General features: G+C 71.6%; 20 protein-coding genes. All 20 read left to right on the forward strand.

Annotated features, from left to right (window positions below; genetic code table 11):
- Nucleotides 1–16: 16 nt before the first annotated feature.
- The 20 genes from KBY32_RS26390 to asnB all read left to right on the forward strand — a co-directional run bounded on the left by KBY32_RS26390 (nucleotide 17) and on the right by asnB (nucleotide 24040).
- Nucleotides 17–1879, forward strand: coding sequence for a radical SAM protein (locus tag KBY32_RS26390; protein WP_210981881.1), 1863 nt, complete (start codon nucleotides 17–19; stop codon nucleotides 1877–1879).
- Entirely contained in the window at nucleotides 1866–2834 is a 969-nt protein-coding gene (locus KBY32_RS26395) for a DUF692 family multinuclear iron-containing protein (protein ID WP_308293797.1), read from the forward strand. Before KBY32_RS26390 ends, KBY32_RS26395 begins: the two co-directional genes overlap by 14 nt.
- Nucleotides 2816–3580 (forward strand): hypothetical protein, encoded by a 765-nt coding sequence (locus KBY32_RS26400; RefSeq protein ID WP_210981882.1) that lies wholly within the window; start codon nucleotides 2816–2818, stop codon nucleotides 3578–3580. Before KBY32_RS26395 ends, KBY32_RS26400 begins: the two co-directional genes overlap by 19 nt.
- Nucleotides 3577–4797, forward strand: coding sequence for a tol-pal system YbgF family protein (locus KBY32_RS26405; protein ID WP_210981883.1), 1221 nt, complete (start codon nucleotides 3577–3579; stop codon nucleotides 4795–4797). Before KBY32_RS26400 ends, KBY32_RS26405 begins: the two co-directional genes overlap by 4 nt.
- Nucleotides 4794–6845 carry an HEXXH motif-containing putative peptide modification protein gene (locus tag KBY32_RS26410; protein WP_210981884.1) on the forward strand — a complete coding sequence of 684 codons (2052 nt, stop codon included), beginning with the start codon at nucleotides 4794–4796 and terminating at the stop codon, nucleotides 6843–6845. Before KBY32_RS26405 ends, KBY32_RS26410 begins: the two co-directional genes overlap by 4 nt.
- Before the next feature lie 1150 nt (nucleotides 6846–7995).
- On the forward strand, nucleotides 7996–9228 hold the full coding sequence (locus KBY32_RS26415; RefSeq protein ID WP_210981885.1) for an acetyl-CoA carboxylase biotin carboxylase subunit family protein: 1233 nt from the start codon (nucleotides 7996–7998) through the stop codon (nucleotides 9226–9228).
- Entirely contained in the window at nucleotides 9225–10481 is a 1257-nt protein-coding gene (locus tag KBY32_RS26420) for an ATP-grasp domain-containing protein (RefSeq protein WP_210981886.1), read from the forward strand. The genes KBY32_RS26415 and KBY32_RS26420 overlap by 4 nt, the downstream gene beginning before the upstream one ends.
- Before the next feature lie 3 nt (nucleotides 10482–10484).
- On the forward strand, nucleotides 10485–11183 hold the full coding sequence (locus tag KBY32_RS26425; protein ID WP_055622051.1) for a cyclase family protein: 699 nt from the start codon (nucleotides 10485–10487) through the stop codon (nucleotides 11181–11183).
- Nucleotides 11180–12571 (forward strand): anthranilate synthase component I family protein, encoded by a 1392-nt coding sequence (locus KBY32_RS26430; protein ID WP_210981887.1) that lies wholly within the window; start codon nucleotides 11180–11182, stop codon nucleotides 12569–12571. The genes KBY32_RS26425 and KBY32_RS26430 overlap by 4 nt, the downstream gene beginning before the upstream one ends.
- Nucleotides 12568–13149 carry an aminodeoxychorismate/anthranilate synthase component II gene (locus KBY32_RS26435; protein WP_055622050.1) on the forward strand — a complete coding sequence of 194 codons (582 nt, stop codon included), beginning with the start codon at nucleotides 12568–12570 and terminating at the stop codon, nucleotides 13147–13149. Before KBY32_RS26430 ends, KBY32_RS26435 begins: the two co-directional genes overlap by 4 nt.
- Nucleotides 13146–14201, forward strand: a complete 1056-nt coding sequence (locus KBY32_RS26440; protein WP_055622049.1) for a phenazine biosynthesis protein — start codon at nucleotides 13146–13148, stop codon at nucleotides 14199–14201. Before KBY32_RS26435 ends, KBY32_RS26440 begins: the two co-directional genes overlap by 4 nt.
- Nucleotides 14202–15536: an aldehyde dehydrogenase family protein gene (locus KBY32_RS26445; RefSeq protein WP_210981888.1), complete on the forward strand. Its 1335-nt coding sequence runs from the start codon at nucleotides 14202–14204 to the stop codon at nucleotides 15534–15536.
- The gene (locus tag KBY32_RS26450) at nucleotides 15533–16225 is read left to right on the forward strand and encodes an SDR family NAD(P)-dependent oxidoreductase (protein WP_210981889.1); all 693 of its coding nucleotides are present in this window, start codon (nucleotides 15533–15535) and stop codon (nucleotides 16223–16225) included. The genes KBY32_RS26445 and KBY32_RS26450 overlap by 4 nt, the downstream gene beginning before the upstream one ends.
- Nucleotides 16226–16271: 46 nt before the next feature.
- Nucleotides 16272–17318 carry a 3-deoxy-7-phosphoheptulonate synthase gene (aroF, locus tag KBY32_RS26455; protein WP_308293798.1) on the forward strand — a complete coding sequence of 349 codons (1047 nt, stop codon included), beginning with the start codon at nucleotides 16272–16274 and terminating at the stop codon, nucleotides 17316–17318.
- Entirely contained in the window at nucleotides 17315–18406 is a 1092-nt protein-coding gene (gene thiO / locus KBY32_RS26460; protein WP_210981890.1) for a glycine oxidase ThiO, read from the forward strand. Before aroF ends, thiO begins: the two co-directional genes overlap by 4 nt.
- Nucleotides 18403–19797 (forward strand): MATE family efflux transporter, encoded by a 1395-nt coding sequence (locus KBY32_RS26465; RefSeq protein WP_210981891.1) that lies wholly within the window; start codon nucleotides 18403–18405, stop codon nucleotides 19795–19797. The genes thiO and KBY32_RS26465 overlap by 4 nt, the downstream gene beginning before the upstream one ends.
- Nucleotides 19794–20807: a 3-oxoacyl-ACP synthase III family protein gene (locus tag KBY32_RS26470; protein ID WP_055622043.1), complete on the forward strand. Its 1014-nt coding sequence runs from the start codon at nucleotides 19794–19796 to the stop codon at nucleotides 20805–20807. Before KBY32_RS26465 ends, KBY32_RS26470 begins: the two co-directional genes overlap by 4 nt.
- A 19-nt stretch (nucleotides 20808–20826) precedes the next feature.
- The gene (locus KBY32_RS26475) at nucleotides 20827–21882 is read left to right on the forward strand and encodes a S9 family peptidase (protein WP_210981892.1); all 1056 of its coding nucleotides are present in this window, start codon (nucleotides 20827–20829) and stop codon (nucleotides 21880–21882) included.
- 25 nt (nucleotides 21883–21907) lie between these two features.
- Complete coding sequence (locus tag KBY32_RS26480; protein ID WP_115504803.1) at nucleotides 21908–22156, forward strand: acyl carrier protein; 249 nt, start codon at nucleotides 21908–21910, stop codon at nucleotides 22154–22156.
- A 30-nt stretch (nucleotides 22157–22186) separates the two neighbouring features.
- Nucleotides 22187–24040 carry an asparagine synthase (glutamine-hydrolyzing) gene (asnB, locus tag KBY32_RS26485; protein WP_055622040.1) on the forward strand — a complete coding sequence of 618 codons (1854 nt, stop codon included), beginning with the start codon at nucleotides 22187–22189 and terminating at the stop codon, nucleotides 24038–24040.
- Nucleotides 24041–24043 lie beyond the last annotated feature (3 nt).

Raw genomic sequence — 24043 nt, forward strand, 5'->3', positions numbered from 1 at the left:
CCGACGAGGAGAAGCGGTGCCTCAGCGGACACCTCCCACAGCGGTGCATCTGGTCTTCCCCGGGGTGACCGAGGCCCGCCTGTTCCCCTACCTCAGCCTCCCCATGCTCGTCGCCTATCTGCGCCGGCACGGGGTCACGGCGGCCCAGAGCGACCTCAACATCGCGCTGACCCACCGGCTCCTGGAACCGGTGGCGCTGAAGGAACGCCTGCGGCTGGGCGGACTGGACGAGTTCGACGAGACCCTGCTGTCCTTCGCGGAACAACGGCACGACCTGCTCCACCGGACCGTCGTCCGCAAGGAGACGACGACGCTGCCCTGGGACGTGGGCTTCCGGCTGGTCAACAACGTCCTCGACATCATGCTGCGGGGCAGCGCGCTCACCCGTACCGTCACCAGCCTGCCCGAGGTCTTCCCCCTCGCCGAGCGGGAGCCGGCGGCCGACGATCTCGCCGCCCGACGGTACGACGACCTCACCCTCGCCGCGCTCGCCGACCGGCCCGCCCGCGTCCTCGGCCTCTCCGTCGCGTACTTCAGCCAGCTCGCGCCCGCCTTCCGCGTGGCACGGCTGGCGAAACAGCGGGACCCCGGCACGGTCGTCGTCCTCGGCGGACAGCAGCTGATGATGCGGGGTGCCGAACTCGCCGCCCGGCCCGAGACCTTCCGCCACGTCGACGCGCTCGTCACCACCCAGGGCGAAGCCGTCCTGCGCCGGCTCGCCGAAGCCGTCGAGTCGGGCCGCCCCCTCGACGCCGTACCGGGACTCGTCACCGCACAGGGCGGCGGCACCCCCGCGCCCGAGCACCACCTCGCGGACAACCCGCCGCCCGACTTCGACGGCCTGCCCTTCTCCTCGTACCTCAGCCCCGAACCGCAGCTCCCCCTCATCTCCTGCGTCGGCTGCTACTGGGGCCGCTGCACCTTCTGCTCCTACGGCAACCGCAGCCGCGGCCGCTACCAGCAGCTCACGCAGGAGCAGCTCGCCGACCACGTGGAGCACGCCCTGCGCCGTACGGGCGCGCGCTTCGTGGCGTTCGTCGACGAGAACTGCAACCTGCGGCTCGTCCTCGGCGCCGCCGAACTGGTGCGGGCCCGCGGCCACACCTTCACCTGGTCGACCCGCAACCGGCTGGAGCCCCTGCTCGCCGACCGCGCCTTCGTACAGCGGATGCACGACGCGGGCTGCCGGCTGATGAGCGTCGGCTACGAGACCAACTCCCAGCGGCTGCTCGACCTCGTCGACAAAGGCGTACGCGCCGACCTGTACGAGCGGATCGTCGAACTGCTCGACGAGGTGGGCATCGTGTTGCGGCTCAGCGTCATGGGCGGGCTGCCCGGCGAGACGGCCGAGGAGGCCCGGGCGAGCCGGGAGTTCCTCGTCCGCAACTCCGCCCGGCTCGGCATCGACGCCGCCCAGATGATGATCGCCGAACCGACCTCACTGCTCGCCTCCGAACCCCGCCACCGCGTCGGCCTCACCCTGGCCGACGGGGACACGCTCCAGTCCAACAGCGGCTTCAGCTATCTGGCCGGACGGCACGGCAGGGCCATCGCCTACGAGGGGACCTCGCGCGAGGAACGGGCCGACTGGCTCCGCGAGACCGTCCGCGTGGTGCTCCCCGGCAAGAACGACGAGAAACACCCGCGGTGGAAGAAGGCCGGCGGCGCACGGCCCATGGACGAACTGGTCCTGCACCCCTGGATCGTCCCGCTGGAGGGACGCCTGATCGACCTGCGCTGGCGCATGCGGTACGGCATCGGACCCGGGCACGTCACGCTCCGCTCGTCCGGCGCCGTGCACCGCCTGACGGCCCGCACCGACCAGGGCCGCAGACTGCTGGGCCTGCTGAAGGAGGCGGACGTCGGTGACCACAACTGAACCCCTGCCCCGTCCCGGCCGCACGAGCCGTCCCGCACGCCGGGGACTGGGCGCCGGAATGGACCTGCCCTGGGGAGCCCCGATCGGCTTCGACCCCGACGACCCGGGACCCAACGAACGCGTCCGCAACTTCCTCGCCCGGCACGGCGGCGACTACGCCTACTACGCCTTCGCCTTCCAGCCCCGCGGACCGGTGCCGCTGCACGCCGGACACTACGTGGAGCCCTACCGGCGCCTGATGGCGCAGCTCCCCGCCGGCACCCCGGTCGCCCTGCACCAGACCATGCTGAACCTGGGCACCGTCGAACCGTACGACCGCGGCCCCGTCTACGACTTCACCAACGAACTGCACCGGCACTTCGACTGGCAGTGGGTCGTCGAGGACCTCGGCATGTGGTCCCTGGGCGGCATCCCCATGCCCTACCCGCTGCCGCCGTACCTCGTCGAGGAGAACGTCGCCCACGTCGCCGGCACCATCCGTGAGGCGATGCGGGAACTCGACCCGGTGCTGCGGGTGGAGTTCCCGGGCTTCACCGACGGCGTCACCGTCGTCGTGGGCGACATCGACGCGTACGACTTCTTCCGCCGGGTCGCCGAGCTCAGCGGCGCCGACGTCACCCTGGACGTCGGGCACCTGATCAGCTGGCGATGGTGGCGCGGCGAGCGGGGCGCCGGCCTCTACGCCGACCTGGAGCGGCTGCCGCTGGACCAGTGCACCGAACTGCACCTGTCCGGCTCGGCGTTCAGCCGTGACCGCTTCCTCGACCTGCACCACGGCGTGCTCCTCGACGAGCAACTGGTCCTGGCGGAACGGCTCCTCGAGCTGTGCCCCCGACTGGAAGCGGTCACGTACGAAGACCCCAACTACGACAGGACCGGCACGCTGGTGCCCAAGAGCCTCCCCAACCTCCAACGTCTGCGGAAGGCGGTGGACCGATGGGCGGCGACGAACTGACCGAGCTGAACCGGGCGTTCAAGCACCGCCTCACCTATCCGAGCCCCCGCCGCACCGGCGGCGTCGACGGGGTCGCCGCCATGGACCCGGCCGCCCCCGCCGCGCTGCGCGCCGTGGACGCCGAGCAGCTGGCCAGGGTCGCGCACGAACTCACCCAGGGCATCTCGCAGGGCGCCATCGGCGGGGTCCCGTTGCGCGAGCACTTCGCGGACAGCCTGCGCGCGCTGTACGCGGACCGGCACAACGCCGGGCAGCGCGCGGTGGCGGAGTTCCTGCGCGGCCCGCACTGCTCCGACGTCGACATGCTCGGGCTGTGCCGGGGCCGGTCGGTGACGGAGGCGTTCGGGGAGTTCCTGCTCGACAAGGCCGGACACGGCACGGACATCGCGCTCCTCATCGAGCGGGAACTGCTGGCCGCCCTGGTCAAGACGCTGGCCAGGCACCCTGAGCCGGGCTATCTGATCCGCCATCCGCATGTACGCCGCACCGGGGAAGGCTCCTGGGCCGCCTGGACGGACCGCACCCGCCTGCTGCGCGACGCCGACCGGGCGCCCGTGGCACCGGCCGTCTTCGTCGCCTGCGGCGGCCGGTACTTCGCGGGCGCGCTGAGCATGCCCCTGACCGTCGCCCTGCTGGGGGAGGCGGAACCCCGGCCCGGCTGGATCCGCGACCGGACCACCCCCGAACGCGCCGACGCGGTCGGCCGCGCCCGTGACGCCCTCCGCAGGAAGGGACTGATCCCGTGATCGCGCTGCACGAGGAACACGGCGAGGTCGTGGCGAGCTGGACGCGGCTGGGCTACCGGGCGGAGACGGTCGTCTGCTTCGACCGGCACCTCGACCTGAAACCGCTCAGCCGCGCGGCGACCGCCCGGCTGGCCCGTCTCACCGGCGTACGGTCCGTGGAGGACGAGAACCGCAAGCTGCCCATCCGAGAGGTCGACGGCAGCTACGGCCTGGACGACTTCTACGCGGCCGGCGCCACCCTCGGCCTGGTGTCCAGGCTGACCTGGGTGCGGGCCACGCAGGAGGCCGACACCCCGGCCGCCCGGCGCCGGCTGCTCGCCGCGCTCAGCGTGATCGCCGCCGAACCCGGCGTCCTCGACGCCACCCGCTTCGACGAACACGGCGCCCTGCACACCCGCGTCTGCGGGCTCGACCTGGCCGTCCACACCCCGGCCAGCTTCGGCGCGACACCCCAAGACCCCGCCAGCCGGGTCGACCTCGACCTGGACTGGTTCGCCGACGTCCGCACCGGTCAGGACCACCGGCCGGACGAACTGCTGCGCCTGCTGGAGGGGCACGGCCTCCTCGGCAACGTCGACTCCATGACGTACTCGGTGCGCAGCGGCTTCCTGCCCGAGGCCCGGCGCGACCTCGCCCCGCTGCTCGCCGCGGAACTGGGCCGCGGCACCCGGCAGCGCGAGCGGGACGCCCTCCCTCTGCCGCAGGCCACGTTCACCGCCCTGCGCGGCGCGGCGGATCCCCTACCCCCGGAGCGGTACGAGGCCGAGCTGGAGCCGCTCGGCGCGGTCGGCACCGCTCTGCTGGGCCTGCTGCACCTGCACACCGCGGGCGACTTCGACGAGGCCGGCCGGTGCTGGCACGAGGCGGCCGCATCGGGCTGCCGCTCGTCCTGGCTGGCGTACGGCATCGGCCTGTCCCACTACGGACGGCGGGCCTTCACGCAGGCGGGGGAGTGGTTCCGGCGGGCCACCGGGGAACGGACGGACACGATCGAGGTCAAGTCGGCGTTCCTCGCGGCCCTGTGCACGCTGCGGACCGGCGCGTACGAGGAGGCGTACCGCGCCCTCCTCGACTTCGCCCGGCGCTATCCGCTCCACGCCGACGCGACCCGGCTCGCGGCCGGACTCGGCGACCGTCTGGGAAACGAGCGGCAGCCCTGGCTCTCACGGCAGATCGACGCACAGGAACGGCTACTCGGGAACGGAGCGGCAGCATGAGCCCCACCTCGGCGCGACGGCCGGAAGCGCTGGCCGTGCTCGACGACGAATTCTTCGACACCCACTGGCGGCGCGCACCGGTCGTGCTGCGCGGCGCGGCCAAGGACTTCCTCGCCACGGCACCGGGCCGCGAGGAGGTCAGAGCCCTGGCCGGGGCCACCTCCGCGGTCCAGACGGACGGCCGCTCCATCTGGTTCCTCGAAGCGCTGCGGGAGGGACTGCCCGGCGTGGCCGGGCTGTGCGCGGCGGCCCGCGAGAAGTTCGACTGGGACGACCTGTGGTGCGACGTGTTCCTCACCGAGGGCAGTTCCTCGATCGGCTCGCACATCGACAACAGCGACAACTTCACCATCCAGCTCGAAGGCAGCAAACGCTGGCGCCTGGCCCCGCCCACCACCCTCGACCCCGAGCAGCGACGGCTGCGCCTGCTCGGCGAACCCGGCGTGGGCGACGCCCCGATGACCGACGACGCACGGGAGTTCACCCTCCACCCGGGAGACGTGCTGTACATCCCGCTGCTGTGGCGGCACTGGGGTGTCTCGTCCGGCGACAGCCTCAGCGCCAGCCTGGTGGTGAACGCCAGAACCGTCTGGCAGGCCCTCCACCGCACCCTCGGCGCCGAACTGCGGCACGAGGAGACATGGCAACGGCCGCTGCCGGTCGGGCCCGGAACCGGTCCGGCCCGCAGGGCACGGCTCACCGAGGCCGTCACGTCGCTCAGCGACAGCGGCGCACTGGAACGCACCAGGAGAAAGGCGGAACGGGAAGTGGCCACACGCGCGGCACGAGGACCGGTCGACCGGCTCGACATCGACATGGCGGCCGTGAAGGGGTTCGTCGCCACGGCGCCCGCGCCCCCGGCGGACGGCTTCGTCCTGCCCGGCGGCACCATGGACACCGCCGCACCGCTCAACGCGCTCCTCGCCCGCAAGAACCTGCGCGACCTGCTGAAACTGGTGCTGCGACGCTTCGCGCAGACCTCCGGCGAGACCGAGCGCGAGCTCTACCAGGCCGCGGTGACGGCCCTCACCACCGCTCCCGCCCCCGCGCTGGAGGCCCTGCTCACGGGCCCCGACGTCACCTCGTGGATCGCCGTGGCCAAGCAGGAGCCGGGCGAACCGCCCGTTCCCCGGCAGGAGGACCCGCTCGCCCACTGGCTGGCGTTCTTCCTGCTGCCCGAACTGACCGCGTCGGCGGGCGCGGTGCCCGTGCCGGAGATCCGCGTCCCCGCCGACCGCGACGGCGGACTGGCCGTGCCCCGGCTGGGCCGTGCGGTCGCCGCCCGCTCGGCGACCGGCACCTGGTCGCTGACGGTCGCGGAGGACGGCACCGTCCTCGCCCGCGACGGCGCCACCACGGTCGCCCTCGCCGACAGCGGTCCGGACACCCGGACGCTGCGGCGCGTCCTGGACGGCCCCTCGATCGTGCCCAGCCCGTCCCGGTGGCTGGACCGGCACCTGCCCCCGACCGAGGTGCTGCCCTCCGTCGAACCGGCCGACGTGGCCCGCTTCCACGACGAGTTCACCGAGGCGGCCGAACTGCTGCGCGCGGTGTGGCCGGAGGCCTGGGACGAGACCCGGGTGTGCGTGGAGCGGCTGCTGCCGATGCCGTGGGCCGGTCTGCGGCCGCACAACTACAGCATCCACGCCTTCCGCGGCCAGATCGTCAGCAGCCCCCGCCCGGCGCTGATGGCGGCGCAGACCCTGGTGCACGAGACGGGCCACAACCGGATGAGCACCCTCATCGACCTGATGCCCCTGTGCGCCAACCCCGACGACCGCGCCATCAGCCCCGTCGTCGACGCCGACCGGCCGCTGACCGCGGTCTTCCACGGCTGCTACTCCTTCGCCCGCGAGATCCACCTGACCGCCCTGCTGATCGACAAGGGCGTCCCGGAGGTGCCCACCACCGACATCCGCGGCTATCTGGCGCAGCGCACCGAGATCGTGCGGGCCGCGTGGACCCTGCTGCACGAGCGGGCGCGACCGGAGCCGGCCGGGGCCGCGATCCTGGCGGAGGTGGAGGGGATCCTGCAGCGGCTCTCCTGAGAGGTACGGCGTGAATCCGCGCCCGGCCGCCCGGCCGACCGGACGGCCTGACGGGCTCTCAGGGCGACCTCGTCGTACATCCGCGTCCCGCACCTGGACCCCAGGGCCGACGCGGCGGCGTACGCGGTCGCCCGTGCCTACCGGCAGTTCCTGGACGACCTGCGCGACGGCACCTCACACGTCCCCGACTTCCTTTGCGAGAGGTGCGCGGGCAAGCTTCGATTCAGCCATATCCGTCGCCGGAGTCCGCTTCGGGGAACGCCAGGTCAGGCCTCTGATATCGATGTCAGAAATTTGAATTCCGCACCACTCACAGGCTTTTTGCCTCTGGAATATTCGATTCGCTGTGCGACGGTCGAACTCCCCATCCGCGGAAGTAGGCAATCCGGATTGCGGTGGCGATCGGATGGGAGCGATCCGGCCCGCTGTGCGGGATCTGTTCGCCGTGCCTTTCGGGAACCCCTGGACCGCCCGTTCGGGTCCGCTGGTCCGGCGTGGATGTTCTCGATGGGTGTTATGGGGGGAGTGGTCATGGGCGTGTCAACGCGGCTCGCGGCCGGATCGCCGTGTCGCCGGGTGTGGTCGGGTGTCGCCGTCAAGGGCGGTTGGATTCTCGATAGCAAACGCCTGGCCGCGCCGTGCCGGCATCGCGTCGCGGGGGTGTGGGCGGGGGGTGCGCACCGGGTTGCGGGCCGCGTGTGGCGGGGTGGCGGAGAACCGTTGCGACGGGAAGGTGGTCGAGGATGTGGCCGGGCGCCCGGGGCGGGCGCGGCTGCGCGTGATCGGCGGGCCCTGGGGGCCTCGCCCCGTCCGAGCCGCATATCGCTTGCTCTGCACCGGAGTTGACCATCGAAAGGCAGGCCGCCGGAGAGGCTTCGGGTGGCCGGGGCGATGATTCCGACGCGCCGAAAGGTGGGCACGCCGCCTCGCCGGCCCGAGTGGATTACCGTGGGCCGGGCTCGGGCGGGCGGCTGCTCGGGTCGCCCGGCATGTGTCCGCAGGGATGCTTGGTGATCTTGGAAGCGCCCTTGTCTGTTCACTCAACAGTTGCTTGCGAAATTGATCAGACTCGGGATACGTTTCGCGGCGCAGTGATGATCCGTGTACGGGGGGTTTCGTGGATCGAAGATCTTTAGCATGCGCGGCGACTGTGTCGGAGCAGGACCATGTGGTGGTCATCCACCGCTGGCGGGCCGAGTACGTCGACTACGCGGCCGTGTTGGACCACACCGCGCATCGCGTCTCCTACGTCACGACCGAGGTCGGCCTCCCGAGGGTGCCCGCACCGGCCGCCGGTGTAGAGATCGTCGCGAAGACCGATGATCTCGAGGAGGTGCGGCGTGCGGTCTCGAGGCTCGCGGAGCGGCACGGGCCGCCGCGGCGGATCGTCGCGCTGAAGGAGGACGATCTGCTGACCGCGGCGACGCTGCGGGACGAGTGGGGGTGCGAGGGGACCAAGCCTGATCAGGCGTTACGTTTCCTCGACAAGCTCGTGATGGCCGAGGTCGTCGCCTCCCGGGGGCTCGCGGTCCCGCCGCTCACGGCGGTCGACAGCGCCGAGGACGTCCGGGAGTTCGCGGCCGAGCACGGCTGGCCCGTGATCGTCAAGCCGAGAATCGGCAGCTCCAGCGACGGTGTGGCCCGCCTGGACGGGCCGTACGACGCGAAGGAGATCGACTTCGCCGCACGGCCGATGCTCGCCCAGGTCTTCAACCCGCACCCCATCTACCACGTGGACGGTGTGTACCTGGACGGCCGTCTCGTCGCCTTCCGTGCCTCCCGGTACGTCAACAACTGCCTCGGCTTCCGGACGGGTGACCATCTGGGATCGGTCGAGGAGGACGACCCGGCGATCGTCTCGGCGATCGGTGCCGCCGCGGAACGCTTCGTCGGCGCCTTCGACACCGACCCCCTGGTGTTCCACCTCGAGCTGTTCGTCGCGCCGGCCGCGGCCACCGGTGCGCCGGAGTGCACGTTCCTCGAGGTCGGAGCCCGGGTGGGCGGCAGCGAGATCCCGTTCCTGTGGCGGGAGGTCCATGGGTACGACCTGATGGCGGCGGCGCTCAGGCTCCAGTTGGGCGAGCCCCTCGAGAAGCCGGTACTGAAGGACGACGGTGTCGCCGGCTGGCTGCTGGTCCCGTCGCCGGCACGGCGGCCCTGCCGTATCACCGAGGTCACCCCGCTGAGCGGGCGCGTTCCCGGCCTGTACGCCGAGGCGCTCCTGGACCCGGGCGAAGTGCTCCCGCTGGCCGACGCCTACTACGAACACGTGGGCGGCAGGTTCCGGTTCCGGGGGCCGACGAGCCGGACGGTCGAGGACGCCATCCGGATCGCCGCCGCCGACTTCCGTATCAGTGCCGAGCCCGTGGGAGACATCGCATGAGTCATGTCGTACTGGTCGATCCGTACGCTCCGGCCCGGGGGCTGCCGCCCGCGTTCCTCGCGGCGGGGTATCCCTGCGTCCGTCTGCAGAGCACCGAGGACGTCCCGCAGGTCTATCGCGGCCCGCTCGACCTCAGTGACTACGTCACCAACGTGGTCCACCGGGGCGACATCGAGGACACCGTCCGCCAGTTGTCCGCCTACGATCCGGTCGCCGTCATCACCGGCAGTGAACTCGGGGTCGAACTGGCCGACGAGATCAGCGAGTTCATGGGGCTGGCGACCAACGGCACCAAGCTGAGCGCCGCCCGGCGGGACAAGTTCGAGATGATCGAGCGGGTCGCGGAGGCCGGGCTGCGCACGCCGCGTCAGGTGCACGTGACCGACGAGGCCGAGCTACGCGCGTGGCACCGCGAGATCGGTGGCCGGATCGTGGTCAAGCCGCTGCGCAGTGCCGCCGGTGACGGCGTCACCTTCTGCGACGGTCCCGACCAGTCGGCGGCGGCGCTCGCGGGGATCATGGGGCGGGAGAACATCTTCTCGCTGCCGAATCACGGAGTCGTGGCCCAGGAGTACCTCGTGGGCGCGGAATACATCGTGAACACGGTGAGCCGAGCCGGTCGGCACCATGTCACGGACATCTGGGGATCCGGCCGGCTGTCCGCCAACGGGATCACGGATCTGCTGGTGGAGAGCGTTCTCGTGGAGGCCGACGCACCCGGCGTCGACGCGCTGACCGCCTATGCGTTCGCGGTACTGGACGCTCTCGGTATTCGATTCGGTCCGGCCCATCTGGAGATAAAGATGACTCCGGACGGTCCTTGCCTCGTCGAGGTGGGCGCGCGTATCTCGGGCGGTGAACTGCCCTACTTCGCCGACGAGGCGATCGGTGAATCACAGCTCGACTGGACCGTCGACTGTTATGTCCGGCCGGAGCGTTTCGACGCCCGCTGCGGCGCGCCGTATCGACTCAAGCATCATTTCGCCTGGTCGGCGATGGTCTCGCCGTACCGCGGGACGCTCAACTCCTATCGGGGGATCGAGCAGATCGAGGCCCTGCCGAGTTTCCGCGCGGCCCGGATCCTCGTCGAGCCGGGAAACGCGATACAGCCCACCGTCAATGATCTGACCTACCCGCTCACCGTCACGCTGCACCACGCGTCCGACGGTGTTCTCCAGCGGGATCTCAACACGATCAGGTACCTCGACGGCGCCGGTTTCTACGACGTGGATCACTACCAGCAGAACGGCTGACACATGCGTATTGTCGATCTGACCCACGGTTTCTCCGAGGGAATGCCTTCGTATCCGGCGGACTGGTTCCCGCCCTTCTCCTTCGACCGGGCGATGACGCCGCAGACGGATCCGTACGGCACCAACCGCACGTTCTCCACGCTGCACATCTTCCCGCACAACGGCACGCACATCGAATACAGGCTGCACTTCTATCCCGGCACCGAGGGAATCGAGGAAGTGCCGCTCGAGACCCTGATCGGACGTGCCTGCGTCGCGGATCTGTCACACAAGGGCGACCTGGAACCGGTGACGGCCGAGGACCTGGACAAGGCCGTGGGCGATCTGTGGACGCCCGGGGACCGGCTCCTCATCCGCACCGACTACCTGCGTCACAACTGGGGAGCCGCCGACTACTGGGACCGTCCGCCGTACATGACCCCGTCGGCCGCGCAGTGGGCCATCGACAACGGTGCGGCCCTCGTCGGGTTCGACTGCCTGACCGAACGTCCCGGTGATGCCGAGTCACCGGTGCATCACGCCCTCCTGGCGGCCGGCATCCCGATCCTGGAGTACGTGGCCAACCTGCACGAACTCCGCCAGCCGGTGGTCCAGTTGTTCGCCCTGCCCATCAAGGTGGCCGACGTGGAGGCCGCGCCGGCCCGCGTGGTGGCGATCGAGGAAGCCGGTACGGCCGCAGTCACCGAGGGGCGCCCCAGATGACCACCACCGTGGAGTCACCCGCCTTTCCGCACAGCGGTTTACGTCCCGGCGACGTCGTGCACCGGCACGTCTCACGCGGACCCGCCGTCGACGCGGTGGACGCGGCCGCCGCACTGCGCGGCTCGGGCCGGATCATGCTCAGCTGCCGGGACACGGAGGCCGAACCGGTCGTCCTGCTCGCGGTGGGCGAGCTGGCGGTCGTCAGCCGGGTCGGGCCCCGGCGCGATCCGGCGGAACCCGCTCCCGTCACGGCGGCGATCGACTTCCTGGCCGGCCTCGAGTTCACGCCCGGCGCCGGACCGGACGAGCGCAGCTGGTTCGGATGCATCGGGTACGGGGCGGTCACCGACTTCGAGCGGCTGTCGTTGCAGCCGTCGAGCCTGCCGACCTACGACATGTTCCTGCCGGAGGTGCTGGTCCGTTTCGACCGGACCGGGACCACGGTGGTCGGCCGGGGCACCACGGCGTCGGAGGCACGCGCCGCCGCCGAGCGGGTCGAACGGGTGCTCAGGGGAGCCGGGACGTTCGCGGAGACGCCGACCCGGGCGGGCGCGGGCAGCTTCGGGCACGGTGTGGACGAGTACCTGGAGGCGGTGCGCAAGGCCAAGGAGTACATCCTGGCCGGTGACATCTTCCAGGTCGTGCTGTCGACGCGGTACTCGGCGCCCGCGGAGGCGGACGGTCTGACGGTGTACCGGCGGCTGGCGGAGTTCAACCGCTCGCCGTACCACTTCTACTACCGGGGCACGGACTTCGAGGTCGTCGGCGCGTCGCCGGAACCGTGCGTCACGCTCGCCGATCGGGACGTGCTGATCCGGCCGCTGGCCGGCACCCGCCCGCGCGGAGCCGACCGTGCCGCGGACCTCATGGCCGAGCGGGACCTCGTCTCGTCGGAGAAGGAACTCGCCGAGCACCGGATGCTCGTCGACCTGGCCCGCAACGACCTCGGGCGGGTCTGTGCGCCGAGCACCGTCCGGGTGCCGCGCCTGATGGAGGTCGAGCGCTACTCCCATGTCATGCATATGACATCGGATGTGCGCGGGCGGCTCCGCCCCGGCTGCCGAACCGACGATCTCGTGCGTGCGAGCTTCCCCGCGGGCACCATGACCGGAGCCCCCAAGGTCCGTGCCATCGAGATCATCGACGAGCTCGAACCCGTCGGTCGCGGACTGTACTCGGGAGCCGTCGGCTCCTTCGGTGAGAGCCACGCCGACCTGTTCCTGACCATTCGCGCACTCGTCGTGCACGACGGAGGGATCCATCTGCAGGCCGGTGGCGGGATCGTCCACGACTCCGACCCCCTCGCCGAGCGGGAGGAGTGCGTGGCCAAGCTCCAGGCCGCCGCCCGCGCCGCCGACGTCCGTCTCGGAGCAGGGGTGCACGCGTGATCGTCATCATCGACAACTACGACAGCTTCGTCTACAACCTCGCCCAGTACGCCGGCCAGCTCGGGCACGAGTGCCGCGTCGTGCGGAACAACGCGGCGACCGTGGACGAGATCGCCTCGCTCGACCCCAGCCTGATCCTCATCTCGCCCGGCCCGGGCGGGCCGCGGGACGCGGGCATCTCGCTCGACCTCATCCGGGACCTCGGCCGGCGTGTGCCGACGCTCGGGGTGTGCCTCGGCCACCAGTGCATCGCGGAGGCGTTCGGCGCGCGCGTGATCCGGGCGGCGCTGCCGATGCACGGCAAGCTCAGCCCCGTCCGCCACGACGGGACCGGGGCCTTCGCCGGACTGCCGAGCCCGCTGACCGTGACGCGGTACCACTCGCTGACCGTCGACCCCGCGTCCCTGCCGGACGAACTCGTCGTGACCGCCTGGACGGACAACGGCGAGGTCATGGGCCTGCGCCACCGCGAACTGCCGATCGAGGGCGTGCAGTTCCACCCGGAATCCCTGTTCACCGAGAAGGGCCTCGACATGGTCGCGAACGCGCTGACGGCAGCCGAGCGGGTGACGGCATGACCGGCTACGGAGACAAGGACATGGCCACGCATCTTCAGGACATCCTCCAGTGGCACTTCGGCCCCGGGACCGGATCGCCGTTCTGGCTGAAGCGCAAGGACAGCCTCGGCTTCGATCCCCTGCGTGACATCGACGGGTTCGCCGACCTGCGCAAGTTCCCAGATCTCAGTGACGAACTGCGCACGGTCCCCGTCGACGACCTGAAGCCGGCCGGAGCGGGCGACAGCCCCTTCGAGGTGTACGAGTCGGGCGGCACCCTCGGCGTGCCGAAGCGTGTCGTCGAGCACCGGTCCCGGCTGGAGGGAGTGGACTGGGTCGAGACCGTGCTGCCGTCGTTCGGCGGCTCCGGACACTGGCTGCACATCGGGCCGACCGGGCCCCACATAGTCGGCCGATCGGTGCGCAGGCTGGCGCAGCTGCGCCGCTCCATGTTCTTCACCGTGGACTTCGATCCGCGCTGGGTGAAGCTGCTGATCCGGACCGATCGGCGGCCCCTGGCCGACGAGTACATCCAGCACGTCCTCGACCAGGTCGAGACCATCGCCGCGTCGCAGGACATCCGCGTCCTGTTCATCACACCGCCCGTGCTGGAGGCGCTGTGCGCCCGCCCCAGGCTTTACGGGATGCTGGCCGACCGCGTCACCGGCATCATCTGGAGCGGCACCAGCATCAGCGGAACGTCCCTCAGGCTGCTCCGGACCGAGTTCTTCCCGCAGGCCGAGGTGCGCGGAATCTACGGCAACAGCCTCATGGGAATCGCGCCCCAGCGTTCCCCGGAACCCGGCGACACCCATCCGTGCGTCTTCCAGACCTTCCGGCCCCGGTCGGTCGTCGAGGTGGTGGACCCGGACACGGGTGAGCGCGTGGCCCCGGGCGAACGCGGCCGGGTCCTCGTGCACCTGCTGACGAAGGACCTCTTCCTGCCCAACGTGATGGAGCGCGACACCGCGATCCGGGTCGTCCCGCGCGGATCGGGCGACGGCGACGACCTCGCCGATGTGCAGCCCTTCCGTCCGGCGTCCGGTGCGAAGGTGATCGAGGGCGTGTACTAGATGAGCGCTTCGACCCTGCAACCACTGGTCCACGGCGAGACGTTCGCCTGCGACGAGACCACCGACCTGCTCGGCGTCCACGGTGTGCCGGTGGCCCGTGTCGGGGTCTCCCCGCCGCTCCTGCTGCAACTGGCCCTGCGCCGGCTGCGGGGCGCCGCTGTCCCGGCGGACGTGTTCCGGCAGGCCGGCGAGCTCTTCGCCGAGGCAGAGCCGGCCGGTGAGTCGGCCGACGAGTACAGCCGCCGCGTGACGGCCTCAACGGGGCTGCCGTACCGCGTCGTACGGGACGGTCTGCGCAGTGTCCGCGACGGGCTGGCCGCGTTGGAGGAGAGCAACGCGCGGCAGCTGCCGGCGCCCGCGGACCGGGTCCGGTGGGTGCCCCGCGGCCGGACCCTCGGGATCGTGACCCCGTCGAACCATGTCGACCCCCATCTGACCTGGGCCCGGGCGCTGTCGCTCGGACTCGGCGTGATCGTGCGCCCGGGGACACGCGACCCGTTCACACCGTTCCGGCTCGCGGCCGCCCTCCTGGCGGCGGGGCTGCCGCCGCACTGCCTCGCCGTGCTGCCCGGTGCCCATGAGCTGGGGGAGCGGCTGTTGACCGCGACCGAACTCGGCATCGTGTACGGCGGGCCGACCGCCGTGAGCCGATGGGCCGACGACCCCCGCGTGCTGACCCGGGGCCCCGGCCGCAGCGCCGTGCTGCTGGACCGGCCCATGTCGCCGGACGTCCTCGACGCACTGGCACGCTCCGTCGCCGCGGACGCGGGCGTGCGCTGCACCAACACGTCCGTGATCCGCACCAGCGGGGACCCGTCGGAGGTGGCCGACGCCCTGGCGGCCCGTCTGGACACCGCGCGGAGTCTTCCGGCGGACCACCCCGACGCGATGCTGCCGACGGTCTCCGCGGAACAGGCCACGCATCTGCGCCGTACGGTCGAGGACCTCGAACGGGCGGGCCTGCGACGCCACTCGGCCGACGCCGGCCCGGTCCCGTTGCCCGACGGCTCGTACGCGGCGCGTCCGGTCGTGCTCAGCACGTCCGACCCCCGGCACCCGGCCCTCGGCACCGAGCTGCCGTTCCCCTTCGCCGTCGTCACGTCGTGGTCGGCCGCCGACGGTCTGGAGCCGTTCGGTCCCACGCTCGCGCTGTCGGTCCTCAGCGACGACCCCGGCCTGCCGTCCGCCGCTCTGGCCGAGCCGCGGATCCGGCGCGTCGTCGTCGGCGGGGCGGACCCCTGGACGACCGGGCCGGAACTGCCGCACGACGGCAGCCTGACCGGCTTTCTGCTGGAGCCCAAGGTGTTGCTCTCGGACAAGGAGCCGACCGGATGAAGCACGTGGTGGTCACCGGAGCGTCCGGGGACATCGGTACGGCCGTCGTGGCCCGGGCCCTGGCCGCGGGGGCGGAGGTCCTCGCCCAGTTCCACACGCGGCCCCCGGCCCTCTCGCACCCTTCGCTGTCGTCGGTCCAGGCGGATCTGACCCGGGACGACGGTCCCGCCGGACTCGTCGCGGCGCTGCCGTGGACGGACGTGGACCTGCTGGTCAACTGCATCGGCGGGGCGCGGCCGACCGCGTACGCCGACCTGAGCACCGAGGCGTGGCGGCACTGCATGCGACTGAACGTCGAGGTGCCGTTCGCGGTGACGCGGGAGCTGCTGGGCCCGCTGTCCGCCGCGGCCGGCGCGGTCGTGAACCTGTCCAGCGTCGCGGCGTTCACCGGTGGGGCCTTCGGTCCCCACTACGCCGCCGCCAAGGCCGCCGTGGTGGGGCTGACCAGGTCGGCCGCCCGCGAGCTCGGCGACCGGGGCATCCGCGTCAACTGCGTCGCGCCCGGGCCGGTCGCGTCGTCGATGACCGACTCGCTCCCCGACGACGTCCTCGCCGGTCTCCTGGCCGCCACCGCGCTCCGGCGCGTGGTGACGCCGGAGGAAGTGGCCGACACGGTGCTCGGGATCGCCACCACCACCGGTGTCACCGGACAGACGCTCGTCGTCGACGGCGGCCGGTTCCTGCACTGAGTTGTCCGAACACGCATCAGGTGTCCCCCCTTTGGAAGGAGTCTCAGTGCTGCTTGTCTGCAGGGCTGCCGACGAGGAAGCCGTACGCGAGCGAATACACGCCCGCGTCCCGACCCCGCACGGCACGGCCATGTGCCGCATCGGGGATCAGATGCTGGTGTACGTGCCGGGCGACGAACTCGCCCCGGCCGACGCGCTGCACGAGTCCGGTCTGGTGCAGCGGGTGGTGACCGACCACTCCGACGCGCCACTGACCGACCGGGCCGCCGTGCCCCTCGGGTCCATCGTCCGCCTCGGCGGGACGGCGACCGTCGGCGGTGTCGACTTCGCGATGATCGCCGGGCCCTGCGCGGTCGAGAGCTACGAGCAGATGTCCGCCTCGGTGGCGATGGCGAAGGCGGGCGGCGCCGTCGCGCTGCGCGGCGGCGCCTACAAGCCGCGGAGCTCCCCCTACAGCTTCCAGGGGCTGAAGGACGAGGGCCTGCGGATCATGGCCCAGATCAGGGCGGAGTCCGGCCTGCCCGTCGTCACCGAGGTCGTCGACGCCGAGACGGTCGACCTCGTCGCCGAGCACGCCGACGTGCTGCAGATCGGCACACGCAACGCCCAGAACTTCACCCTGCTCAGGGCCGTCGGCCAGGCCGGAAAGCCGGTCCTGCTCAAGCGCGGGTTCGGGTGCACCGTGAGCGAGTGGCTGCAGGCGGCCGAGTACGTGCTCGCCGCCGGAAACCCCGACGTCGTGCTGTGCGAGCGGGGCATCCGGAGCTTCGAGCCGTCGACCCGGTTCACCCTGGACCTGAGCGCGGTGGCCGTGGTCAAGCACATGAGCCACCTCCCCGTCATCGTCGACCCCAGCCATGGAGTGGGACACCGCCACCTGGTCAAGCCGCTCGCGCTCGCGGCCGCGGCGGTCGGCGCCGACGGGCTGCTCCTCGACATCCACCCGGACCCGGCCTCCGCCCTCTGCGACGGAGCTCAGGCGCTCGACCGGGACCGCTGGTTCGACCTCGCCGACGCGCTGCGCGACGTCCTCACCAGCCTGGGACGGGGCCTGACGCTCCGTGAGCCGGAGCCGGCGGGACGTGTCGCATGAGCCGGCGCCCCGACGTCGCCGTGATCGGCGGCGGAGTCATCGGCCTCGCGGTCGCCTGGCGCTGCGCCCAGCGCGGGCTCGACGTCCACGTCTTCCACGACGAGATCCCCGGTACGGCCTCCGCGGTCGCGCCCGGCATGCTGGCACCGGTGAGCGAGGCGGACTTCCCCGACCCGGCCCTGCTGACCTTCGCCCACGAGGCGCGTCGCGCATGGCCGGCGTTCGCCGCCGAACTCGCCGCCGCGAGCGGGATGGACCTCGGGTACGCGACCGACGGACTGCTCCTCGTCGCCCACGGCGTCGAGGACCGCGAGCGGGTGGCCGCGATGTACGGCTTCCGCGAGGGCTACGACGTGCCGCCGAAGAGCCTGGACGCCGACGAGCTGCGGGCGCGGGAGCCGCTGCTCTCGGCCGCGTGTGAGGGCGGCGGGTTCGCCACCGAGGACCATCACGTCGACGCGCAGCGCGTCAGGGCCGCGTTGCGCGCCGCCGGAGAGGCCCTAGGCGTCCGCTACGTCGAACAGCGGGTCCGGTCGCTCGACGAGGTCTCCGCGGAGTCGGTCCTCGTCGCCACCGGCGCCTGGTCACCCGACCTGCACGACTGGCCGGTCACGCCCGTGCGCGGCCAGGTGGTTCTGCTGCGCGACCCGGCCAAGGGCCCCGGACTGCGGCACGGCATCCGCGCGGTGGTGCGGGGCGAGCCGGTCTACCTGGCCGGCCGGCACGGCCACGGGACGATCGTCGCCGCCACCCTGGACCACGCGGGCTTCGACGCACGGTCGTCGGCGCGGGACACCGACGCGCTGCTGCGCAAAGCCGTCGCGCTGGTGCCGGCCCTGGCCGGACACGAGGTCGCGGAGACGCGTGTGGGCCTGCGTCCGGACACCCCCGACCACCTGCCCCTGATGGGCCCCGTCCCCGGCCGCCCCGGCACCTGGGTCTGCACCGGGCACTACCGGCACGGCTACCTGCTCGCACCCGTCGCGGCGGACCTGATGACCGCGTCGATGCTCGACGGCGGCGACGGCATCCCGGCGGCATTCGCACCCCAACGGTTCCGAACGACTAAGGAAAGCGCGTCGCGATGACCACACCAACCGCGCAATCGACCCCGCCGGAGAAGCGCAGTCCGCTGACCGGATGGCTCGACCCGGCACGTCTGCTCAACGTCGCCTGGCCGGTCTACATCGAACTCATGTCGGGTGTCATCGCCAGCATCATCACGGTCGTCTGGATCGCCCGCCTCGGAGGGCCCGCGCTGGCCGCCGTGACCATGGCCGCCACGCTCGAGAACGTCCTCATGAGCGTCATCCTGGCCGTCAGCGGCGGCACGACGATCGTGCTGTCCCGCGCGGTCGGCGCGAGCGAGTACGGGCAGCTCCGTACGCTGCTGCGGGCCGCGTTCCGTGTCACCCTCGTCATCACCGCGGTGATCTGCGTGGTCCTCTTCGTGCTGCGGGAGCCGTTGGCGAAGGTGGTCCTCGGCTCCGACGAGGCGTCCGCGGTCCGGCTGTCCGTCGACTACCTCACCATCGCGGTGCCCGGCATCGCCGTGTTCTACGGCCAGCACCTGGTCGACAGCACCTTCAAGGCCAAGGGCGACACGCGCACCCCGATGCGCATGGCCATCCTGTCGAACCTGATCCTCGTCGTCGCCGACCCCGTCCTCATCTTCGGGTGGCTGGGCGCCCCCCGGCTCGGCGTCACCGGCGCGGCGCTGGCCCTGGTCGCGTCGCGGGCCGTCACCCTGGCGGTGACCTGGTGGCTGTACCGGCGGTCGCCGCTGGTGCGGGACATGACGGCCGCCCCCGACGCCCCGAAGACCTCGGGACCCGGCCCGGTCCGCGAGATCCTCGCCGCCGGCCTGCCGCTGGGAGTGGACTTCCTGGTGCGGATGGCCGCGGGCATGCTGATCGTCGGCGTGGTGGCCCGCTTCGGAACGGACGAGGTCGCCGCGTACGGCACCGTCACACGGACGCTGCTCTTCCTCACCATGGCGGCGTACGCGATGCGTCAGGCCGCCACCATCGTCGCCGCCCAGGCCAACGGCGCCGAGGACGACGTACTGCTGGCGGCGAGCCGCTCGTCATCGGTGCGGCTCGGCATCGCCTGGTCCGCGCTCGGCGGCCTGGCGGTGCTGCTCCTCGGCGGCCTCGCGGTCGACGCGGTCACGGACGAGGCGGCGATCCGCTCCGCGGCCTACGGCCAGATCCCGTGGCTCTCGGTCTACGTCGCCCTGCTGCTGTGCAACGTGACCCTGAGCGGCATCTTCCTGGGCGGCGGCAACGGCAAGGCGCTGGCCACGTCCACCACGGTCGGCGCCGCGCTGCAGCTCTGCCTGGCCCCGCTGCTCGTCCTCACGCCCCTCGGACTGACGGGGGCCTGGATCGCCATGATCATCAACGCCGGGACGCAGACGACCGTCCTCCTCGTGCTGGCGGCCCGACAGAACAACGAGACCAAGGAACCTACGGCATGAACGCGCCCGTGACACTCGGCATCTCGTCCCTCGCCCATGTACTGGGCGAACCCTGCGACGTCGCCGAAACCGCCCCTTCCTACGTCGACGACCCGGACCGCGTGATCCGCTGGGGGTACCGCACCTTCCACCGGGCCGCGCCGGGCGTCGGCCAGACCCGTATGGCCGCGGACGCCGCCCGCAAGGCACTGGACGCCGCCGGCCTGCGGCCGTCGGACATCGACTACCTGGTCGTCGCGGACAGCGGCGTCCCGGAATACCTCAACTGGGACGCCTCCGCGGCCGTCGCCCGGGAACTCGAACTGGGCACCACACCGACGCTGCTGGCCACGCAGGGCTGCGCGTCGGCGGTCACCGCGCTCCAGCAGATCGCCGGACTCATGGCGGTCAGGGAGGACATCGAGCGTGTCCTGCTGGTCGCGGTCCACCGGGTCAGCGAGACCCACATCAACCGGATGCGCAACAACACCTGCCTCGGCAGCGACGGAGCCGCCGCCGCGGTCGTCCAGCGCGGACACGGCCGGCTGCGGTGGCTGGCGACCGACCAGATCGTCGACCCGCGCTACGTCGACTTCTTCCGGGTCGAGTACGGCGGCAGCGCCGCCCCGGCCGGCGACAATCTCGAGGTGGACCAGATGGCCCTGGTCCACCGGCACTTCCGCCGGGAACCCGAGCAACTCGCCCAGTTCGTCAAGGACGTCGACCACCAGGTCGCCGCCGTCGTGGAGCGCGCCTGCCGGCGGGCCGGTGTCTCGTCGTCGGAGATCCGGCGCCTGATCTACCTGAACGACAACCAGCACTCCCTGGCCGGGGTCGCCAAGGCGACCGGGGTGCCGCTGGAGAGGACGAACGCGGAACTCGCCGCCGAACTGAGCCATGTCGGCTGCGCCGACCAGCTCATGTGCCTGAGCGTCTACGACTCCCGGGACGAGCTGGCCCCCGGCGATCTCGTGGCGCTCGCCGGCCTGTCCGGAGGGATGCAGTGGTTCTGCACCCTCGTACGCGTCTGACGGTGACAGGAGAACCGACATGACGGTGAACGCCGCACCCGACCGCGTGGACGACCTGTCGCTGGACGACGGCCGCACCGCGCACCTGCGACTTCCGAGCGAGCTCCCACCCGGCCGGGGTGTCCCGGCGGTCGTGCTGCTGCACCCCTTCGGAGCCTGGGACCGGGACGCCTTCCTCCCCGCCGAGGCCTCCGGGAACGGACCGGTCCGCCTGTTCGACGACCTGGGCGCGGCCCTGGTCCGGGCAGGCATCGCCGCGGCCGCCTTCGACACCCGCTTCCTGAGCGAGGACCCCCGCGACGGCGCGGGCTCGCCCCGGTTCACCTTCACCGGGCTGGTCGACGACGCCGTCCGGGTCGCCGAACAGGCACGCGCCCACCCCGCCGTGGACGGCGACCGTGTCCTGCTGCTGGGTGTCTCGATGGGCGCGGAGGTCGCCGTGGCCGCGGCCGAGCGCCTCCAGGGCGAGAGCCGTCTGGCCGTGGTCGCCCCCAGCGCCGAGGCACGCCCCGTGTTCCAGCGGTGGATGGGCCTGGACCGGCGTCTGGAGTGGCTGAGCACGGGCGGATTCACCGACGCGGACGGCACCGTGGACCTCGCCGCCGCGCTGGCCGACGACGAAGGACGCAGCGGATGGTGGGAGGACTTCGACCTGGTCGACCGCTACGGCCCGGCCGTCGACCTCGAAGTGCTGCGCGCCGAACTCGCCCTGGAGTACGACACCTGGGAGCGTCAGGCCCTGGCGCACGGCGACGACTCGGCGCCCGCCTCGTTCTGGAGCGACTGGTACGCGCAGCCCGCTCCCTATCTGCGGCTGGCCGGAATCACCGGCCGGATCACGATCCATGTGGGTGCCGAGGACTGGACGACCCCGCCCCGCCAGGCCCACCTGCTGCATCGCGCGGCGCTCGCCCACGGTCTGCGGTCCGAGCTGACCGTCCACCCGCGGCTCGGACACCTGATGTCGCCCCGCTCGGCCGAGGGCCGGCGCACCTACGGGCCGTTCGACCCCGACTTCCTGCGGGCCCTCGTCGCATCGGTCGACGCGGTGCTCCGCCCCGGCCCATCCCACTGAACGACCCTTCACGAAAGGACCTCCGATGGCGAAGCTCACCCTCGAAGACCTCATCGAACTGCTCAACGAGTGCAACGACTACGAGGACCCGGTCGACCCGACACCGGACGTTCTCGACCTCACGTTCGATGCCCTCGGATACGACTCGCTGACGCTGCTCAACGCGATCTCGAAGCTGGAACGCCAGTACCAGATCGAGCTCCCCGAGTCCGTCACCTCCGACGCCAAGACACCGCGCGGGCTCCTCGCGGTCGTCGACAGCCGTCTGGCCTAGTTCCGACCCGAAGAGCGGAGAACACACGACGTGTGCGGAATCACCGGATGGTACGACCGTGATCGCGCGCCCGAACGCGATCACGCCGTCGTCCGCAGGATGACCCAGACCATGGAATGCCGCGGTCCGGACGAGGAGGGGACCTGGATCTCCGGTCCGATCGCGCTGGGACACCGACGGCTGTCGATCATCGACCTCGAGGGCGGCAAACAGCCGATGGTCGCCGGGCACGAGGAGGATCGCACGCTCGCGGCGCTCACCTTCTGCGGCGAGGTCTACAACTACCGCGAGCTGCGGGCGGAGTTGGTCCAGCACGGCCACACGTTCCGGACGAACAGCGACACCGAGGTCGTCCTGCGCGCCTACCTCCAGTGGGGCGTGGACTTCGCACGGCACCTCAACGGCATGTTCGCCATCGGCATCTGGGACGAGGTGCGGCAGGAACTCGTCCTGGTCCGCGACCGGATGGGCGTGAAGCCGCTCTACTACCACCCGACGCCGGGTGGGCTCCTGTTCGGATCGGAACCCAAGGCGATCCTCGCGAACCCGCAGGCCCGCCGGACCGTCGACCGGGCCGGGCTGTGCGAGGCCCTGGACATGGTGAAGACGCCCGGCGCCGCCGTGTTCAGCGGCATGCACGAGGTCCTTCCGGGCGAGGTGCTGCGGGTCGACGCGACCGGCATCAGAAAGAGCCGGTACTGGAAGCTCGAGGCGGCCGAGCACACCGACACCCGCGACCGGACCATCGCGAACGTCCGGGACCTGCTGGAGGACATCGTCGCCCGGCAGCTCATCTCGGACGTACCGGTGTGCACCCTGCTCTCCGGCGGTCTGGACTCCTCGACGATCACCGCCATCGCCGCCCAGGTACTGGAACGCGAGGGCCGCGGCCGCGTCAACTCGTTCTCCGTGGACTTCAAGGGGTCGAACGAGAGCTTCGAGCCCGACGCGGTGCGCGGTGCCCCCGACGCGCCGTTCGTCCGCGACCTGTCCGCGCACGTCGGCACCGATCACCAGGAGATCCTGCTCGACAGCGGCGAGCTGTCCGAGCCGTCGGTACGGGCGGCCGTCCTCCGCGCCACCGACGTGCCGCCGGCGTTCTGGGGCGACATGTGGCCGTCGCTCTACCTGCTGTTCCGCGCGGTCCGCCGGCACTCGACGGTCGCGCTGTCCGGCGAGTCCGCCGACGAACTGTTCGGCGGCTACCTCTGGTTCCACCGCCCGGAGGCCGTCGACGCGACGACGTTCCCCTGGCTCACCTCCGGATCCGCGCGCTACTTCGGCGGCACCTCGCTGCTCGACGGCGGCCTGCGGGAGAAGCTCGACATACCCGGATACCGCGCCGACCGGTACGCCGACGCGCTCGCCGAGGTGCCCGTGCTGCCCGGGGAGAGCGATGTCGACCGCCGGATGCGCAAGGTGTCGTACCTCAATCTGACGCGGTTCGTGCAGACCCTCCTCGACCGCAAGGACCGCATGAGCATGGCGGTCGGCCTGGAGGTCCGGGTGCCGTTCTGCGACCACCGCCTGGTCGAGTACGTCTTCAACACGCCGTGGGAGATGAAGACCTTCGACGGACAGGAGAAGAGCCTGCTGCGCGCGGCGGCCCGGGACCTGCTGCCGGCGTCGATCCTGGAGCGGAAGAAGACGCCCTACCCGGCGACCCAGGACCCCGGATACGAGGCCGCGCTGCGGGCCGAGATGGCCGAGGTGCTCTCCGACCGCAACGCGCCGGTGCACCCGCTCCTGGACCGGACCAAGGTCGACCGGGTCATGGACCGTTCGCTGAGCGCGACGAGCCTCCCCTACAGCCGGGGCGGGCTCGAGATGGCGCTCTGGCTCAACCGGTGGCTGACGGCCTACGACGTGACCCTCGACATCTGACGG

This window comes from Streptomyces sp. RK62 (assembly GCF_018070255.1).
GTDB lineage: Bacteria > Actinomycetota > Actinomycetes > Streptomycetales > Streptomycetaceae > Streptomyces > Streptomyces nigra.

What these genes read in the sequence shown, in the direction of transcription:
- KBY32_RS26400 (WP_210981882.1), top strand. Translation starts at nt 2,816, where the DNA reads ATGGGCGGCGACGAACTGACCGAGCTGAACCGGGCGTTCAAGCACCGC.
- KBY32_RS26410 (WP_210981884.1), top strand. Translation starts at nt 4,794, where the DNA reads ATGAGCCCCACCTCGGCGCGACGGCCGGAAGCGCTGGCCGTGCTCGAC.
- KBY32_RS26420 (WP_210981886.1), top strand. Translation starts at nt 9,225, where the DNA reads ATGAGTCATGTCGTACTGGTCGATCCGTACGCTCCGGCCCGGGGGCTG.
- KBY32_RS26425 (WP_055622051.1), top strand. Translation starts at nt 10,485, where the DNA reads ATGCGTATTGTCGATCTGACCCACGGTTTCTCCGAGGGAATGCCTTCG.
- KBY32_RS26430 (WP_210981887.1), top strand. Translation starts at nt 11,180, where the DNA reads ATGACCACCACCGTGGAGTCACCCGCCTTTCCGCACAGCGGTTTACGT.
- KBY32_RS26440 (WP_055622049.1), top strand. Translation starts at nt 13,146, where the DNA reads ATGACCGGCTACGGAGACAAGGACATGGCCACGCATCTTCAGGACATC.
- KBY32_RS26445 (WP_210981888.1), top strand. Translation starts at nt 14,202, where the DNA reads ATGAGCGCTTCGACCCTGCAACCACTGGTCCACGGCGAGACGTTCGCC.
- KBY32_RS26450 (WP_210981889.1), top strand. Translation starts at nt 15,533, where the DNA reads ATGAAGCACGTGGTGGTCACCGGAGCGTCCGGGGACATCGGTACGGCC.
- thiO (WP_210981890.1), top strand. Translation starts at nt 17,315, where the DNA reads ATGAGCCGGCGCCCCGACGTCGCCGTGATCGGCGGCGGAGTCATCGGC.
- KBY32_RS26465 (WP_210981891.1), top strand. Translation starts at nt 18,403, where the DNA reads ATGACCACACCAACCGCGCAATCGACCCCGCCGGAGAAGCGCAGTCCG.
- KBY32_RS26470 (WP_055622043.1), top strand. Translation starts at nt 19,794, where the DNA reads ATGAACGCGCCCGTGACACTCGGCATCTCGTCCCTCGCCCATGTACTG.
- KBY32_RS26475 (WP_210981892.1), top strand. Translation starts at nt 20,827, where the DNA reads ATGACGGTGAACGCCGCACCCGACCGCGTGGACGACCTGTCGCTGGAC.
- KBY32_RS26480 (WP_115504803.1), top strand. Translation starts at nt 21,908, where the DNA reads ATGGCGAAGCTCACCCTCGAAGACCTCATCGAACTGCTCAACGAGTGC.